This is a genomic window from Alcanivorax sp. DSM 26293, assembly GCF_900107995.1.
Classification (GTDB): domain Bacteria; phylum Pseudomonadota; class Gammaproteobacteria; order Pseudomonadales; family Alcanivoracaceae; genus Alcanivorax.
Window position 1 is genome coordinate 121,417 of the sequence record NZ_FNUM01000008.1, and the last position, 15,905, is coordinate 137,321.

Sequence of the window (15,905 nt, forward strand, 5' to 3'; positions counted from 1 at the left end):
ACAGGAACAGCGGAGAGATGCCATGAAACCCGATCTGCCCCAAACCCTTTTTCTGTTAAACACCACCGTCCTGCTCACCCACCAGATTGATGCCGCCTACTGGCACGAATGGAATCTTTTCCACCTGCCCGGCGGCAATCAGTTCAACCTGATACTGAACCTGCCCATCATCGCTCTGGCACTGATGGCCTTCCTGCAGGTGGCCACCCACAGCCCACACCAACGCCTGTCTCACCAATTCCTGGCTGGGCTGGGACTACTGACCGTCGCCATCCACAGCGGCTTCTTCCTGGCCGGACATCCAGAATTTAGGCAGCCCATGTCGCTGTTCCTGCTGGCAGCCACGTTCATTTTGTCTCTCGCACAACTGAAAACGTTGCCCCTTGCAAATCGCAACAGCCAAACCTGAGGAAAATCGCACCGCAGGCGAGCTGATTCAACAGCAACCCTGCCAGCATCTACTGGCGTTATTTTTCTCTATTACCCAAGCCGACGTTTCCATGGATTGTAGGAGCTATGCTTGCATGGCGAACTTCTCTTACGTCGTGTTCGCCATGCAAGCATAGCTCCTACAGGAAAGGATTAACTGCCTTTAACCGCCCGCACCCCGCTCAGGGTCTTGAAACACAACTCCTTGGCGGTTTCCCAGAATTCCTGCATGTAAGGGGTGTGATGGTCCTCCACCCGCACGGCCGCGTACAGCGTGCGCCAGACGCCCTTCTCGCCCAGCCGCACGGTTTTCAAAAGGTCATGCTCGGTGTACTCGGTAAGCGCCCAGTTGGGTAACGCCGCCACGCCCCGGCCCGCCGCCACCAGTTGTGCTGTCATGGGAGTCAGTTCGGCGGTACGAATGGCGGCGGGTTCAGCATTGGCCGGGTTGAGGAACGCCGTGAACACATCCAGACGCTCCCGCTCCACCGGGTAGGTAATCAGGGTCTGGTCGGCAATATCGTCCGGCTCAATCCACTTGCTTGCCGCCAGGGGCGACTGCCGGGATACCGCCAGCACCAGCTCATAGCGGAACAGGGGCAGATATTTCACCGCCTCGTTTTCCTGCGGATCGGAAGTGATCACCATATCCAGGTCACCGCGCACCAGCGCCGGCAAGGGCGCGAAACTGAAGGCCGCAGACAGGTCCAGTTCCACTTCCGGCCAGTGTTCGCGAAACGCATCCAGTGCCGGCATCAGCCACTGGAAGCAGGAGTGACATTCAATGGCGATATGCAGGCGCCCGGTCTGGCCCGCCGCCAGGCGTTTCAGATCCCTTTCCGTTTGCTGCACCCGGGGCAACACCTCCCGGGCCAGCGTCAATACCCGCAAGCCAGCCGTGGTAAATCGCACCGGACGCGTGCGCCGGACCAGCAAGGCAGCGCCCAGCCTACCTTCCAGATCCTTGAGCTGATGGGACAGCGCAGACTGGGTCACATGAAGCCGTTCCGCCGCTTCCATCAGGGAACCGGCCTCTTCGATCGCCAGCAGGGTGGTCAGATGTCGGACTTCCAGCATGAGACAAACTCATATTCAAAATTAGATATTTGATTTTGCCTCAACTTCACCTGTCCCCACAATAGTCCCCAATCCCACTGGCACCTGATGGCAGGCCAGCCAGTGTCCCCATTTCTGCATGAAAGGAAGACAGCATGACCACCCTCCACAACCTCGGCTTTCCCCGTATTGGTGCCCGCCGTGAGTTGAAGCAAGCCGTGGAAGCCTACTGGGCCGGCGATCTGCAACAGACCGAACTGGAACATGTGGGCAAGAGCCTGCGCGAACGACACTGGGCGCTGCAGGCAGAAGCCGGCCTGGACCTGGTACCCGTGGGCGATTTCGCCTGGTACGACCAGATTCTGGAATTTTCCTGCCTGCTGGGCGTGGTACCCCACCGCTTCCAGCAGGACAACGAGCAACCGGTAAACCTGGATACCCTGTTCCGCATGGCCCGGGGCCGGGCCCCCACCGGCACGCCGGCGGCAGCCTGTGAAATGACCAAATGGTTCGACACCAACTACCACTACATCGTGCCGGAACTGGCGGCAGACCAGACCTTCCGCATTGCCCGGGAAAGCCTGTTCGAGCAGGTAGAAGAAGCCAAAGCCCAGGGCCACGCCCCCAAGCCGGTGATCCCCGGCCCGCTCACCTATCTCTACCTGAGCAAGGGCGATAGCTTCGATGGCGCCGACGACAACAGCAAGCTGGCTCTGCTGGACAGCCTGATCCCCGTATACCGCCAGATCCTGCAGCGGTTCGCCGATCAGGGCGTGGAATGGGTACAGATCGATGAACCGATTCTGGTGCTGGACCTGCCCGACAGCTGGCAACGCAGCTACCTGCGTGTCTATGATCAGCTCGCCGCCGCCAGTGATTGCAAGCTGCTGCTGGCCACCTACTTCGGCGGCCTGGAAAACAATCTGTTCACGGCTCTGGAACTGCCCGTGGATGGCCTGCACCTGGACCGGGTACGCGGCAACGATGATCTTGGTCAGGTGGTGCCGCGGCTGGGCGACAAGGTGCTGTCGCTGGGCTACATCAATGGCCGCAATATCTGGCGCACCGATCTGGATGCCGCCCTGGATGCGCTGATCCCCCTGCGCAACGAACTGGGCGATCGCCTGTGGCTGGCGCCCTCCTGTTCCCTGCTGCACAGCCCGGTGGATCTGGATCAGGAAGACAAGCTGGATAGCGAGCTGAAAAGCTGGCTCAGCTTTGCCAAACAAAAACTCCAGGAACTGGCGCTACTGGGCGGCGCCCTGGACGGCGACAGCAGCGTCAATGCGGGTCTGCAATCCCAACGCGACGCCCTGCAAGCCCGCGGTCTGTCCAATCGTATCCATAACCCGGTAGTGGGCAAGCGGTTGGCTGACGCCGGCAACGTCTCCCGCGACCGCAACAGCCCCTTTGCCGAGCGCATTGCCAAACAACAGCAAGCGCTGCAATTGCCGGCCTTCCCCACCACCACCATCGGCTCCTTCCCGCAGACCCGGGAAATCCGTACCGCCCGCCGCGACTGGAAAACCGGTCGCCTGGACGACGCCTCCTACACCGAGCAGATGAAGCAGGAAATTGCCCGCTGCATCCGCTATCAGGAAGAGGTGGAACTGGATGTGCTGGTGCACGGCGAAGCCGAGCGTAACGACATGGTGGAATACTTCGGTGAACTACTGGACGGCTTTGTCTTCACTCGCTTCGGCTGGGTGCAGAGCTATGGCTCCCGCTGCGTGAAACCGCCGATCATCTTCGGTGACGTGCAGCGCCCCGAGGCGATGACCGTGGCGTGGGCGCAATACGCCCAGTCGCTCACCGACAAACCCGTCAAAGGCATGCTCACCGGGCCGGTGACCATCCTGCAGTGGTCCTTCGTGCGCGATGACCAACCCCGCGCCGATACCTGTCGCCAGATCGCCCTGGCCCTGCGCGATGAAGTGCAGGACCTGGAAGCCGCCGGCATCAAGGTGATCCAGATCGACGAACCCGCCCTGCGCGAAGGCCTGCCACTGCGCAAGGCAGACTGGGGCCAGTACCTTGACTGGGCCGTGGACTGCTTCCGCCTGGCCACCGTGGGCGTGGCCGACGATACCCAGATCCACACCCACATGTGCTACTCGGAGTTCAACGACATCATCGAGGCCATCGCCGCTCTGGATGCGGACGTGATCACCATCGAAACGTCCCGCTCCAACATGGAATTGCTGGATGCCTTCCGAGATTTCCAGTACCCCAACGACATTGGTCCGGGCGTGTACGACATCCACTCCCCCAATGAACCGGACGTGGGCTGGATGGTACAACTGATGGAAAAAGCCGCGGAGCGACTGCCCAGAGAACGGCTGTGGGTAAACCCGGACTGCGGCCTGAAAACCCGCAAATGGGAAGAAACCCAAGGCGCGTTGGCCAACATGGTGGATGCCGCAAAGCAGCTGCGCGAGGCGGGTTAAACGTCCCGTAGGAGCGTCGCTCGCGGCGCGATAAGCCAAAACCTGAAAAGACGGATTTACCACAGAGGACACAGAGATCACTGAGGGAAAAACAATTTTTTCTCTGTGTACTCCGTGCCCTCTGTGGTGAAAATGCTTTTGATCCTGGTTTGGGTTATCGCGCCGCGAGCGACGCTCCTGCAGACGCCTGCCAAGGGGCGAGGATCAACTCTGACCCTCCTCTTCCGCTTCAATCACCTTCAACAACCGATCCGGACCCAGCTCCACCGGCTTGGGTTCGCCGGGTAATTGCCAGTGGCCTGCGTGGCGCTCGTCCGGTTTGCTGTCCATTAGCGGCAGGCTGGTGAGATCTGCCAGGGCATCGCGAAACAGGTCGGTGCGGTAGCACTGGGCAGCAAAGGTCTGGGTTTCTTCCAGGCTGCATTGGCGCCAGCGCTGCATTTCCTCCAACAGGAAACGGGCGTCAGATCGCCAGGGAAAATTCGCATGGAAACCGGCGAACACATGAAAGTGATGGGCCGGAAACGGCTGCCCGGTCAAGCCGCCGGGCAGGCGCTGGCTGAACGGTGCGCGAATGATTTCCGCCGGTACATCCAGCCAGGCCGGATGCGCCAGTAGCGACAGGCTCTCCAGGAGATGCTCGTCGGCGTGGCGAGCTGCCTTATAGAGTGCCCGCAACATAGCGCGATGAGGCCCGGGATTACGGGCCACCCAGTCACGGGACACCGCCAGCACTTTTTCCGGTGCGTTTTCCCAGATCTGGTAACCGGAAAGAATGCAGTGCCCGGCACCGGTGAGCGCCGCCAGGCTGTTCCAGGGTTCGCCCACACAGAAGCCATCGATATGCCCCATGCGCAGATGATCCACCATCTGCGACGGCGGCAGCACCACCAGCTTCACGTCGTGATCCGGGTCCAGCCCGGCCACGCTCAGCCAGTGACGCAATTGATAGGCATGGCAGGAAAACGGGAACACTACCGCCAGCACCAGTGGCGCCTCACCACTACTGGCGCGAGCTGCCACCAGCTTGTTCATGGCGCTGGCCATGTCGTTGGGCGTGGGTCCTTCAGACAAGGCACACAGCCCCTGGAACAACATGGGCGACACGGTAATACCGTTGCCGTTCAGCCCCATGGAGAAGGCCGTGGCCAACGGCTTCTTGATGCACCCCAGCCCCAGCGACGTGGCCATCATCATGGGCGCCAGCATGGGGGCCGCATCCAGCTGGCCCACCAGCAAACGATCACGCAGGCTGGCCCAGCTCCACTCCGGCTGCAGCTCCACATCCAGCCCTTCGGCGGCGAAGTAACCCGCTTCCTGGGCTACCACCAGCGGCAGGCTGTCGGTCAGCGGCATATAGCCGATACGGATTTTCATGGGGTTGGCTCCTAGCAGGCTGCTGAAAAACCCATTGCGTACTCAGCGTGGCCTGAAGCGTGCAGCTGTTGTGTCTTGTCTCGACGGGCAGGGTGGTTCCCTTTCCTAGAGGCAATGCGCAGCAGATGTGCGCTTCAGGCCGCGCCCTTCGGGTCTTCCAGGCTGGCCCGTACTCGTTGTTGCAATTTCTCGATGGGTGGACACACACCGTCAAAATTGCGCCTAGATTACGAGCCAGCCTGAAAGACTGAGCTCGCAATGGGTTTTTCAGCAGCCTGCCAGCGGCTGACGGCGAACGCTGGATACCTGACGCTTGACCACCTGAACACCTTCAGCCGGTGTAGCACGCCATACCTTTTTGGTGGGTGCCTCGATCAGGCTGCGCGATTTTCTCAATGGGCTCACTCTTCTCATGCTCGCTCCAGTTTTGTGGGGCCGGTCGTTTACTATGCTCTGCGGGTGCGACCGCGACTCTCCCCCAGCTCAAGGGCAAAAAAATTCGCGATGGAACCATCGCTCCCACAGGGAAAGCTGGGCAATTCCATCACCCCTGCGCTTTCAGCATCTCGGCATAATCCAGCACCGACCTGGCCACCTGGATCAGTGGCTGGCCGGTATTCATGGCCTGGCGCCGCAGGGTGCTGTAGGCATCCTGCTCGTTGAGGCGGCGGCGTTGCATCAGCAGGCCCTTGGCCCGCTCGATGATCTTGCGTTCTGCCAGCGCTTCGCGGGTCTGTTCCAGCTCCTCGCGCAGGGCCTGGTATTCCCGGAAACGGGCGGTGGCCACGCGCATCACACCACGCACCCGGGCCAGATCGGTTTCCCCGGCCACATAGGCACTGACGCCGGCACGCAGGGCCGCCACGATCAGATCCTCGTCGTCCTGGTTGCAGAACATGACCATGGGGCGCGGCATATCCCGCTGCACCAGGGCCATGCTTTCCAGGGTGTCCCGGTCCGGCGCGTCCATGTCCACGATCACCACATCCGGGTTACTGGAATGCACCTTCTCCGCCAGCCCGGCAGCACTGGTCAGACGACACAGGATCTCGTGCCCTTCGTCGATCAGGGCACGCTCCAGAATGGCGGCGCGCGGTGGCTGGTCATCCACCAGCATGATTTTCAGGGCCATAGTGTCGGTAGCATCCGGGGATTGAGTGTTACTGGATTGGTTTGCAACGGTTGTGCCAGTCATTCGTTTATTAACCCACTGTTTTTGTTTGCTATTCCTTTTTCACCATAAAGCCCCCCGCAAAGCGCACCATAGCGGTGCACTCTGCGGCGCCAAAACGGCGCCTCGCGGCTCAGTAGTTCGCGGCCTCAATCATGGTGCTGGCCAGCAAGGTATAGGCCTCTGTCCAGGCCGATTCTGTGTCGGCATCGAAGGCGTCGCCCAGGCCCTGCGCCAATGTCCAGAGCAAGGCCTGCGCCACGGCGTCGTAATCTTCCGGTTTAACGCCGTAATCCTTATGGCGTTCACCCAGCTTCTGGACGGCGGGCACAATGGTATCGAGCCTGTCGAGCCCCTTTACCGCCACACCAATCATGCTCATCAGTTTCTTGCCCTGCTCTTCCATGTTGCCCTTGAAGAGTGGTTCCAGTTCCGGGGCCTGGGTAAACAGGCGCTGATAAAACAGGGCGGCCGCCTGATCGGCAATGCCTTCCACTTGCTGCCAGCTGGCCTGCACCCGCGCAATATGTTCCGGTGTCATGGTCTTTCTCCCGCTATTGGGTAAGTGCTTGCACGCACAGCGTGCAAGCAGGGTGTTGACGGTTACATGGGTACGCGAATCACCACGCCACCCATCACATCGCCCAGCTCGAAATCCGTTTTGGGAGAGTCCTTGTGGTTGTTGTGACAAGCCGCGCACGGGGCGGCCACCGCCACATCCGGGTATACCGCCGTGTAGTAGGTCGTGTCGCCAAGCGCCTCGGTGCCGTAAAAGTTCTTGCCCGGGTTATCGACGATGTACTGCAAGCCTTCTTTTTCCAGTTCTGTTTTGGGCGCATTTTGTGAATTGATGGGCCACAGTGACTGCAAGGAATAGGAGAAATCACTGGATACCTCGGCCACCGCTTCCGCCCCGTAACGGAACATCTGCGCCGGCAGCGGTGCGCCGTTTTCCAGGTCTTCCCAGTACTCATGGGGTTTGATGCTGTCAGCACCCGCCGGGCCCAATCGCCCGATGATCATCTTGGTGTAATTGGTGCGGTCCGCGTTCATCACTGCGAACAGGGAATCGGTGTAGACCTGTGGATCGATACCGACGGCAGGTTTGCTTTCCTGGCCGCCTCCGCAGGCACTTAACAGTAGTGTGGCCAAGGCTGTAGCGAACAACGTTCTTGAATATTGCATGGGTGTTACCTCCTCAGGTTCAGGAACCTCTGAATGAAACATCAGTATCAGTACGGTCCTCGCTTTCCTTCCCGGGCCTTGTCCCGCTCCACAGCCATATCCACCGATGGCACATGGTGTTCGGGTTTGCCCTGAAAGTTCTTTTCCACCAGATGCGGATCAGCCAGCGCATCAATGGCGAATTCCAGCCCGTGGCATTGCATGCACACTGGGCGAATCATTTTTTCTACCGGACGCAGGGTCAGGCTCTGGTTGTGTTGCACCAGCACATCATCGCCATGGGTTTCCCGGGGCATATGGCAGGTGGCGCAGGTCACGCCACTACCAGGGGGCAGCTCGCCGCGTTTTTCCGCTTGCCATAATCGGTGGTGGCTGGAGCGAAGGTATTCGTTGCTGTGTTCATCGTTGTGGCAGCCCAGGCAGCTATCCACGGCAGCTTTTTGGGTGTCGAAATCATGGGCACCATGGCAACTGATACACGTTAGCTCCCGGTGGCTGGCTTCCACATGCATGTTCAGCACCGATTGCGATGGCGTCATGGGTGATAACTCCATGGCCAGTCGCATGCCGTGCCGGCCCTGGAGGAACCCCTCGTTTTCCTGCTCATGACACTGGGCGCACTGCAGCGGCGCTGGCTTGTCGACCCATTGATCGGCATCACCATGGCAGGCGGTACAAGCCACCCCGGCTTCCGCATGGGCGTTGCCATCCCAGTGCTCCGGCACGGTTTTGTCTGCGGGCGGCGTCCCGGAACCTTGTATCAGGGCAACCAGATCTGCGTCGCTCATCCGGCTGGCCAGGTTGCGGGGAGTCAGGCGGGGGCGCTCACTGAGCCAGGGCTCATCGGCATGGGCGAGCAGGAAATCTTCATAGAGCGCCAGGTTGTCATGGAAGTTATGGCAGCCGGCGCTGGCACAGGTATCGAATGCCATGCCTTGGTGGCTGGGGCGCTCTTCGCCAATGTCCTGATGACAATGCACACACATATCCATGGGCAACGTCACTCCCATGCCCACATCCAGCTCCGGCCGGTGCTCCACATGACAGGACACGCAGTAGCGGGCGTCCACATTGGCCAACCGGTTAGCGTTGCGCGGGTCAGTGAATTTGGATTTCGGGTGTGAGTCCCTGGCATCAGCAAGCTGCTCACCATGACAATTCACACACGCGTTTTGCAGCACCTCCTGGCTATTGAAACCTTCGTCATGGCAAGCACTGCATTGCAGCTCAATCTGGTGATGGCCATGGGTCATGGCACCGGGAAGAAAGGCACTCTTGGAAGCATCGTTATCCAGTAATGACATGCCCAGCCAGGCCGCCAGTGCCAGCGACCCCAACAGCCATAGCCCCCACCACAGTGTCTTGATCCCCGGCTTCCCCACAGGCATTCCCCTAGAAGTAGTACGCAGACAGGATGTGAAACACCAGCAGCGCAGGTAGCGGCCAGCACACCAGAATATGCAACCAGGTACTGCCCTGACGCAGCCGCCCCATGGCCGGAACCGAGCCCTGCAACCGGGTCAACAGGGCTGCCGTCATCCCCACTATTCCCACGCCCAGAAAGCTCAGCATCAGCCAGCGATTCAGGTTGTCCCCCAGGGAAAAACCGGTGTGCCCGTAAAGCAGCGCCAGCGCCATCGCCCCGAGCGCGGCATGGGCAATACGCCACCCGCTGAATCCCCCCATCGGCAAACCAGGAAAGCGCTTTTTCAATGACATCAGCAGTAAAAGCAGTGAAGCGATCAGCACCGCATAGCCACTCCACTGTCGCCATAGAGGGTTGCGGGAAACCAGCTCGAAGAACCCCATTTCCAATACCGAGGTGGCCGGCATCGGTGGCGGAAGCCATAACGCGACCCCCAGGAAAACAGCAGACAGGGCGGCAATAATGGCCAGGCTTCGACCGCCGGGCACACTCCGTTTGGCAGCGCCCTGCCCGCCACAAAGGCTGTCCAGAAGCGGCTCGCAACCGCCACAGACAGTGGCAGCTCCACTCGCCTGCTTCAGATCCGTCACCGCGGTGACGCCGCGATCCAGATATTCCTGTAACTGCCCCCGGGTCAGGCCACGGCATTGGCACACCACCGTCGCAGTCGGCCACTGCCCCACGGATTGGTCGTTGCTGTCACCCGGATTTCCCGTCAGTACAAAGCGGCCGACCTGCCAGGGCCACAGGCGCTTGCCATCGCGGATGCGATTGAGCACCTGTTGACGTTCCGGCCAGGGCCCCACCGATACCGTGCCGACCACCCGCCCGGTACGCACCATCAGCGCGCGATAGATGCCCTTTTCACGGTCGCGATAAACCAGAGTGCGATGCACCAGGCCACGCTCTTCATCACTGAACAGGCCGGCACTGAAGACTTCCAGCGACAGCACCTTGAGCCAGGTGCTGTCCGCCACCGGCATGTAGCTGACCGCTTCCCCGGCCAGATTGGCCGCTGCCACCCGAGCCTGTTGCAGGGCTGGCATAACCAGCCCGCACACCCGGTCCTGAAACTGGGCGCACTCTCCTACCGCATAGATATAGGGGTTGGATGTCTGCATACCCGCATTGACGCGAATACCACTGGCCACGGTGATGCCCGCCCGTTGGGCCAGCGCCGTGCGCGGAGCAATGCCGGTGGCAAACACCACGGTGTCACAGGGCAGCAACTGATCGTCTGCCAGGCGCACCCCTTCCACCCGCTCCACACCTTCCACACGTTTCACCCGGGCAAGCAGGCGTACATCCACTCCCGCGCTGGCGAGGTTGTCGGCCACCATGTCGGCGGCTTCTGAATCCAGTTGCCGGTTCATCAAGCGGTCGGCGTGTTGTATCAGGGTAACTTTGGTACCAAAACGGCACAGACTATGGGCGGCCTCAATGCCCAACAGGCCACCTCCGATCACCACGGTATGAGTGCTACGCAGCCGGCGTGCCATCAGTGCCTGGGCATCATCCATATCGCGAAAACGCAGCACACCGGAAAGTTCGGCGCCGGGAATACCGGGAATATGGGCTTCACTCCCCAGCGCCAGTACCAAACGACCGTAGTGATGGCGTTGCCCAAGGCTGTCCTCAACCCAGCGTCGCGCCGGGTTGATTGCAATAATGGCCCGCCCCACCAGATGCTCCACGTTCGCATCCAGTTCGGCGGGCAGGTTGGTCAGATCATCAAAACCGGTGGAACCGGACAAAAAGGTGGACAGCTTGACGCGATCATAGGGCGCCCAGTCTTCCTGGCCGAACAGCTTGACCGGCGTGGTAACGCCACGACGGCGCAGCTCCACCAGACACTGCATGCCCGCCGGGCCATTGCCGACAATGATCAATGGCCGCTCGGTTTCGCTTTGCGGAATCTCGCTGTCAGGGAAAAACTGCCGTGCTTCCACCTTTCACCTCCGTAACGGTTTTGATGAAGGTTGCTGAAGTCAGGATCAGAGTTTCAGCTCTGCCCAGGCCCACAGCTTTTGTGTATCCGAGCCGAAATCATCGGCGCTGTAGTCGGCGTATTTCAGGCCCACCACGTAGTGCTTGCCGATGGGGCGAGCCACCAGCAGGTTGGTTTCCGTGCCGTAGTCACTGCTGCCCTCTTCGGCCTGGAAGTCGTGATACACCGCCGCCAGCTTGAATCCGGCCAGTTTGGTGCCGACGCTGACAAAGCTGTCTTTCAGGCCATCCGCCGGGGTTACCAGGAACTGGTCCGCCCAACCGTTGAAGGCATGCTTGGTGGCCAGCGGGGTCTGGAAGGCCACCAGTCCGTCATCAGAGCCCAGCACTTCCTGTGCCACTTTCACGGTGACCCCGGCCATTTCTACGCCCACTTCGGCGAAGACGTAGTCGGTATCGCCGGCTTCCACCTCTTGGCGGGCGCCTTCCAGGGTGAGAAGCAGCTTTACGGCATCCAGATCGAAGGCACCGGCATAGCGCAAACCGTAGGTGTCGTTATCGGAATCGGGCACGTTATCGGTTTCCAGCAGGTAACCGTAGGCGGTGAGGGATCCCCCCGGCGCACCAGCCCAGCTGGCGTTGAACAGGGTATTGGACACATTGGCATCGAACTTGGGCGTAATGCCGTTTACCTGGGTGAGATAGGCCGTTGAGAAAGAAAAATCACCGGTGCCGTAATCCAGCTTGGCGCCATCAAAGGTCTGCTCGTCCTGACGCCAGCCCACGTTACCGACGAAGCGGGCGTTGTCGTAGATAATGCGTTGACGGCCATAGGTGGCCACCAGACCGTCGAGCGCATCGCTGCCGGTATAACGCACTGCGGCGCGATTAAGCTCGGTGACTTCCGGATCGGCGATCACCGGGTAGCCAGCCATATGCGGCGCAAAGTTGTCGACCTTGCCGACAATGCGTGTGTCTTCAAACTCCCCCAACACATCAAAACCGTGCAACGTGCCGCTCTGGTAACCCAGACGGGTGCGCAGGGTGAGTGCCTGGGCATCCTCTGCGGCACCGTCGCTATCCACTTCCTCATGGCGCAAGCGCAGATTCAGCAGCGGTTTGCCAGCTTTCAACGCGGTGATAAACGCATCGTCTTCGGCGTGAGCCGCCCCCGAAAAGCCGAGCGTGGACAGGATGACGCCGGCGGCAATGGCAGAATGTTTCATGGTCTTCTTCCTCAGCAAGTTAACTTCCCAAATAAAAATGGATCTCTCGAATGTCATGCGCACCTCCCCCGTTCCCGCTTTCGGTGCGCCAAAAAAAGCGGGGTTTTGATCCGGTTTGTCGTAATCGTCAGCGGGCGATATGAACCTTGGCCGCCTCTTCGGGATGCAAGCATCCTCTCCCACAACCCCCCCCTGTCCTTCCAATGTCTGTGTGGGGGTCGGGCGCTTTTTGTGGGAAGTCATGCTTGCATGACGAAAAGCCCCCCAACCCTGAAATGCTTATAGAGCAGACGGTCAGGCCCGTTTGCGATCCGCTTCGGCCTTGACGCTTTCACGCTTGGGCAATGGCTCCACCTTGCGTTGTTTCTCGTACAGGAATTGCAGCACCTGCTGACGACAACGGACGAAGGTGGGATCGTCGGCCAGGGCCAGTCGGTCCCGTGGACGCGGCACGTTCACATCCAGAATCTCGCCGATGGTGGCTGAGGGCCCATTGGTCATCATCACAATGCGGTCGGACAGCAACACCGCCTCATCCACATCATGGGTAATCATGATCACCGTGGTACCCAGCTGAGCATGGATCTCCATCAGGGAATCCTGCAGGTGGGCACGGGTCAGCGCATCCAGCGCACCAAAGGGTTCATCCATGAGCAGCACCTGGGGCTGCATGGCCAGGGCCCGGGCGATGCCCACGCGCTGCTTCATGCCACCGGAAATTTCGTCCGGCTTCTTGTGCATGGCATGGGCCATATGCACCAGCTCCAGGTTATGTTCCACCCAGTCACGAATCTCGGCTTTCGACTTGGTTTTCTTGAACACCTGCTTGACCGCCAACTCCACATTTTCGAACGACGTCAGCCACGGCAGCAGCGAATGGTTCTGGAATACCACCGCCCGCTCCGGGCCGGGTTCGGTGACTTCCTGCTTGTCCAGAATCACACCGCCATCGGTGGCCTGTAACAGGCCGGCGACGATATTGAGCACTGTGGATTTCCCGCAGCCGGAGTGGCCGATCAGCGAGACGAATTCACCGGCATCAATTTTCAGATTCACATCTTTCAACGCTTCGAACGTGCCTTTCGGCGTGTCGAACTTCATGCCGACGTTGGAGAGCTCCAGTAAGGCTTTCATGTCGTTTCTCCTATCCTTTAGCGCTGCACGGAAGATTTGTCCCACACCAGCGCGCGCTGCAGCATCAGCATCAGGCGATCCAGCAGGAAACCGATCAGGCCGATGACGATCACCGCCACCATGATCCGGCCCAGGGATTGGGAACTGCCGTTCTGGAATTCATCCCAGACGAATTTTCCCAGGCCCGGGTTTTGCGCCAGCATTTCTGCGGCGATCAGCACCATCCAGGCGATCCCCAGACTCAAGCGCAAACCGGTGAACATCATCGGCAATGCAGAAGGCAGCACGATCTTGCGGACATGGCTCAGTGCATTGAGCCGAAGCACTTTGGACACGTTGACCAGATCCTGGCTAACCGATGTCACACCCACTGAGGTATTCATCAATGTCGGCCACAGACAGCACAATGACACCGTGAACATGGATGTCAGGAAGGACTTGGCCACCATCGGATCATCCGTCACATACACCGCGCTCACTACCATGGTCACCAGCGGCAGCCAGGCCAGCGGCGAGACCGGTTTGAACAGCTGAATCAGTGGATTCATGGCCGCGTAGGCAGTACTGCTCAAACCGATCACGATGCCCAGAGGAATGGCAATCAATGACGCCAGCAGGAAGCCACTCATCACCGTGATCAGGCTGGTTCCGATCTGATCAAAGAAGGTCGGCGCACCGGTGTAATCCCGGTAAACCGGCTCCCACTCCGGCTGCTGCTGCAACCGGGCGGCAATGTACTTTTCCTGGCGTTCGTGAAACGCCACTTCCTTGGCACGGGACGCCTGATGTTCATCCACCAGAGACCCTGCCTGCTCCCAGACATCAACCGGTCCAGGGAACTGGCCCAGCGAGGTGTCGATCCGCTGAGCGGCCAGTTGCCAGAGCAACAGGAAGATCGCGATCCCCATCACCGGCCATATCAACTGACGAAGCAGGGCCTGCCACTGGTCACCGGTCATCTTGCCGGTAGCCAATGCACGGTAGGGTTCCATCCAGGTTGGGAAAGTCAGGGTCACCATGATTGCTTCTCCTCAGGTGGCGAGCGCTTAAAGCGCGTCGCCCTCTTTCAGGCCGATCGGAAACTTCGCCAGATACTCGTTCGGCTTGCGACCGTCATAGCTGATGTTGTCGATAAAGCCTTTTTGCGGTGGTTTGAAACCATCTTCGGTGGCGAAATCCGGGAATTCGTCCGCAGGGATTTTGCCTTCGGCGATCAGTGACTTGGCCGCTTGGGCATAGATGTCCGGGCGATAGACTTTCTTGGCGATATCCATGTACCAGCTATCCGGCTTGGACTCGCTGATCTGGCCCCAACGGCGCATCTGTGTCAGGTACCAGATCGCATCGGAGTAGAACGGGTAGGTAGCGTTGTAGCGGAAGAACACATTGAAATCCGGCACCTCACGCTTGTCGCCTTTTTCGTATTCGAAGGTGCCGGTCATGGAGTTGGCGATCACGTCATAATCCGCCCCCACATAGTTCGGCTGGGATAGGATCTTCACCGCTTCCGGACGATTGGCGTTGTCGTTCTCGTCCAGCCACTTGGCGGCACGGATCATCGCCTTGACCACGCGGATATGGGTGTTGGGGTATTCCTCCGCCCAGGACTTGCTGACCCCGAAGACTTTTTCCGGATTGTTTTTCCAGATTTCGTAATCGGTAATCACCGGCACACCGATGCCCTTGAACACGGCCTGCTGGTTCCAGGGCTCACCCACGCAATAGCCATGAATGGTGCCGGCTTCCAGGGTAGCGGGCATTTGCGGTGGCGGCGTCACCGACAGCAACACATCCGCCTGCAACTGGCCGCTGGTATCGCCCTTGTGCGGCGCATAGTAGCCCGGGTTCAGGCCGCCAGCGGCGAGCCAGTAACGCAGCTCGTAGTTATGGGTGGACACCGGAAACACCATGCCCATTTTGAAAGACTTACCGTCGGCCTTGTATTGCTCTACCACCGGTTTAAGGGCATCGGCCTTGATCGGATGCACCGGTTTGCCATCCTTGCTGGGAATATGCTTTTTCATTTCTTCCCAGACGGAATTGGAAACGGTGATGCCGTTGCCGTTCAGGTCCATGCTGAAGGCAGTAATAATATGGGCTTCGGTCCCGTAGCCGATGGTCGCCCCCAGCGGCTGCCCGGCCAGCATGTGAGCCCCATCCAGCTGACCGTCGATCACCCGGTCCAGCAACACCTTCCAGTTAGCCTGGGCTTCCAGGGTCACGAACAGGCCTTCTTCCTCGAAGTAGCCTTTCTCGTAGGCGATGGCCAGCGGGGCCATATCCGTCAACTTGATAAAGCCGAACTTCAGGTCGGCCTTTTCCGGCCAGCCCACCGCATCGTCCGCCACGGACGTGGCTGACAGGCCCAGTGTCATCGCAGCCAGCACACCACGAAATGTTTTCTTGAAACCTTTCATCATCCTTCCCTCTTCTGCCCGTTTTTTGCAGGCATAAAAAAAGCGCTCAAAGCGTCCCGCCACCATTGGCAGGAATCTTTGAGCGCCTTT

14 protein-coding genes are annotated in these 15,905 nt (G+C 59.7%); 2 read left to right on the plus strand and 12 right to left on the minus strand.

Annotation, left to right across the window (positions count from 1 at the left end; translation table 11 throughout):
* The first annotated feature begins 22 nt into the window (after positions 1–22).
* Positions 23–409 carry a DUF6713 family protein gene (locus C4S63_RS14280; protein ID WP_103917985.1) on the plus strand — a complete coding sequence of 129 codons (387 nt, stop codon included), beginning with the start codon at positions 23–25 and terminating at the stop codon, positions 407–409.
* A gap of 173 nt (positions 410–582) precedes the next feature.
* Here C4S63_RS14280 and C4S63_RS14285 read toward each other — a convergent pair whose 3' ends face one another.
* Positions 583–1,506 carry a LysR family transcriptional regulator gene (locus tag C4S63_RS14285; protein ID WP_103917986.1) on the minus strand — a complete coding sequence of 308 codons (924 nt, stop codon included), beginning with the start codon at positions 1,504–1,506 and terminating at the stop codon, positions 583–585.
* A gap of 134 nt (positions 1,507–1,640) precedes the next feature.
* On the opposite strand from C4S63_RS14285, the gene metE reads away from it, so the two are divergent.
* Complete coding sequence (metE, locus tag C4S63_RS14290) at positions 1,641–3,932, plus strand: 5-methyltetrahydropteroyltriglutamate--homocysteine S-methyltransferase (protein WP_103917987.1); 2,292 nt, start codon at positions 1,641–1,643, stop codon at positions 3,930–3,932.
* A 204-nt stretch (positions 3,933–4,136) separates the two neighbouring features.
* On the opposite strand, the gene C4S63_RS14295 is transcribed toward metE, so the two are convergent.
* The 11 genes from C4S63_RS14295 to C4S63_RS14340 all read right to left on the minus strand — a co-directional run bounded on the left by C4S63_RS14295 (position 4,137) and on the right by C4S63_RS14340 (position 15,818).
* Positions 4,137–5,309 carry a CmpA/NrtA family ABC transporter substrate-binding protein gene (locus C4S63_RS14295; protein WP_103917988.1) on the minus strand — a complete coding sequence of 391 codons (1,173 nt, stop codon included), beginning with the start codon at positions 5,307–5,309 and terminating at the stop codon, positions 4,137–4,139.
* A 267-nt stretch (positions 5,310–5,576) separates the two neighbouring features.
* The gene (locus tag C4S63_RS17400) at positions 5,577–5,723 is read right to left on the minus strand and encodes a hypothetical protein (RefSeq protein WP_160052778.1); all 147 of its coding nucleotides are present in this window, start codon (positions 5,721–5,723) and stop codon (positions 5,577–5,579) included.
* 130 nt (positions 5,724–5,853) lie between these two features.
* The gene (locus C4S63_RS14300) at positions 5,854–6,441 is read right to left on the minus strand and encodes an ANTAR domain-containing response regulator (protein WP_035246751.1); all 588 of its coding nucleotides are present in this window, start codon (positions 6,439–6,441) and stop codon (positions 5,854–5,856) included.
* 172 nt (positions 6,442–6,613) lie between these two features.
* Positions 6,614–7,021, minus strand: a complete 408-nt coding sequence (locus C4S63_RS14305; RefSeq protein ID WP_103917989.1) for a globin family protein — start codon at positions 7,019–7,021, stop codon at positions 6,614–6,616.
* Between the two features lie 62 nt (positions 7,022–7,083).
* A complete protein-coding gene (locus C4S63_RS14310; RefSeq protein WP_103917990.1) occupies positions 7,084–7,665 on the minus strand; it encodes a DUF3365 domain-containing protein in 582 nt (193 codons plus the stop codon).
* Positions 7,666–7,712: 47 nt separating this feature from the next.
* Positions 7,713–9,047 carry a cytochrome c3 family protein gene (locus C4S63_RS14315; protein ID WP_235000031.1) on the minus strand — a complete coding sequence of 445 codons (1,335 nt, stop codon included), beginning with the start codon at positions 9,045–9,047 and terminating at the stop codon, positions 7,713–7,715.
* 10 nt (positions 9,048–9,057) lie between these two features.
* The gene (locus C4S63_RS14320) at positions 9,058–11,040 is read right to left on the minus strand and encodes an FAD-dependent oxidoreductase (protein WP_103917992.1); all 1,983 of its coding nucleotides are present in this window, start codon (positions 11,038–11,040) and stop codon (positions 9,058–9,060) included.
* Positions 11,041–11,085: 45 nt separating this feature from the next.
* Positions 11,086–12,264, minus strand: coding sequence for an alginate export family protein (locus C4S63_RS14325; RefSeq protein ID WP_103917993.1), 1,179 nt, complete (start codon positions 12,262–12,264; stop codon positions 11,086–11,088).
* 294 nt (positions 12,265–12,558) lie between these two features.
* Positions 12,559–13,398, minus strand: a complete 840-nt coding sequence (locus tag C4S63_RS14330) for an ABC transporter ATP-binding protein (protein WP_103917994.1) — start codon at positions 13,396–13,398, stop codon at positions 12,559–12,561.
* A 17-nt stretch (positions 13,399–13,415) separates the two neighbouring features.
* Positions 13,416–14,417, minus strand: coding sequence for an ABC transporter permease (locus C4S63_RS14335; RefSeq protein WP_063508973.1), 1,002 nt, complete (start codon positions 14,415–14,417; stop codon positions 13,416–13,418).
* 27 nt (positions 14,418–14,444) lie between these two features.
* Positions 14,445–15,818 (minus strand): CmpA/NrtA family ABC transporter substrate-binding protein, encoded by a 1,374-nt coding sequence (locus C4S63_RS14340; protein ID WP_103918039.1) that lies wholly within the window; start codon positions 15,816–15,818, stop codon positions 14,445–14,447.
* Positions 15,819–15,905 lie beyond the last annotated feature (87 nt).

Bases quoted from the DNA above. Each gene is read 5' to 3' on its own strand.
- C4S63_RS14280 (WP_103917985.1), top strand. From the start codon at position 23: ATGAAACCCGATCTGCCCCAAACCCTTTTTCTGTTAAACACCACCGTC.
- C4S63_RS14285 (WP_103917986.1), bottom strand. From the start codon at position 1,506: ATGCTGGAAGTCCGACATCTGACCACCCTGCTGGCGATCGAAGAGGCC.
- metE (WP_103917987.1), top strand. From the start codon at position 1,641: ATGACCACCCTCCACAACCTCGGCTTTCCCCGTATTGGTGCCCGCCGT.
- C4S63_RS14295 (WP_103917988.1), bottom strand. From the start codon at position 5,309: ATGAAAATCCGTATCGGCTATATGCCGCTGACCGACAGCCTGCCGCTG.
- C4S63_RS17400 (WP_160052778.1), bottom strand. From the start codon at position 5,723: ATGAGAAGAGTGAGCCCATTGAGAAAATCGCGCAGCCTGATCGAGGCA.
- C4S63_RS14300 (WP_035246751.1), bottom strand. From the start codon at position 6,441: ATGGCCCTGAAAATCATGCTGGTGGATGACCAGCCACCGCGCGCCGCC.
- C4S63_RS14305 (WP_103917989.1), bottom strand. From the start codon at position 7,021: ATGACACCGGAACATATTGCGCGGGTGCAGGCCAGCTGGCAGCAAGTG.
- C4S63_RS14310 (WP_103917990.1), bottom strand. From the start codon at position 7,665: ATGCAATATTCAAGAACGTTGTTCGCTACAGCCTTGGCCACACTACTG.
- C4S63_RS14325 (WP_103917993.1), bottom strand. From the start codon at position 12,264: ATGAAACATTCTGCCATTGCCGCCGGCGTCATCCTGTCCACGCTCGGC.
- C4S63_RS14330 (WP_103917994.1), bottom strand. From the start codon at position 13,398: ATGAAAGCCTTACTGGAGCTCTCCAACGTCGGCATGAAGTTCGACACG.
- C4S63_RS14335 (WP_063508973.1), bottom strand. From the start codon at position 14,417: ATGGTGACCCTGACTTTCCCAACCTGGATGGAACCCTACCGTGCATTG.
- C4S63_RS14340 (WP_103918039.1), bottom strand. From the start codon at position 15,818: ATGATGAAAGGTTTCAAGAAAACATTTCGTGGTGTGCTGGCTGCGATG.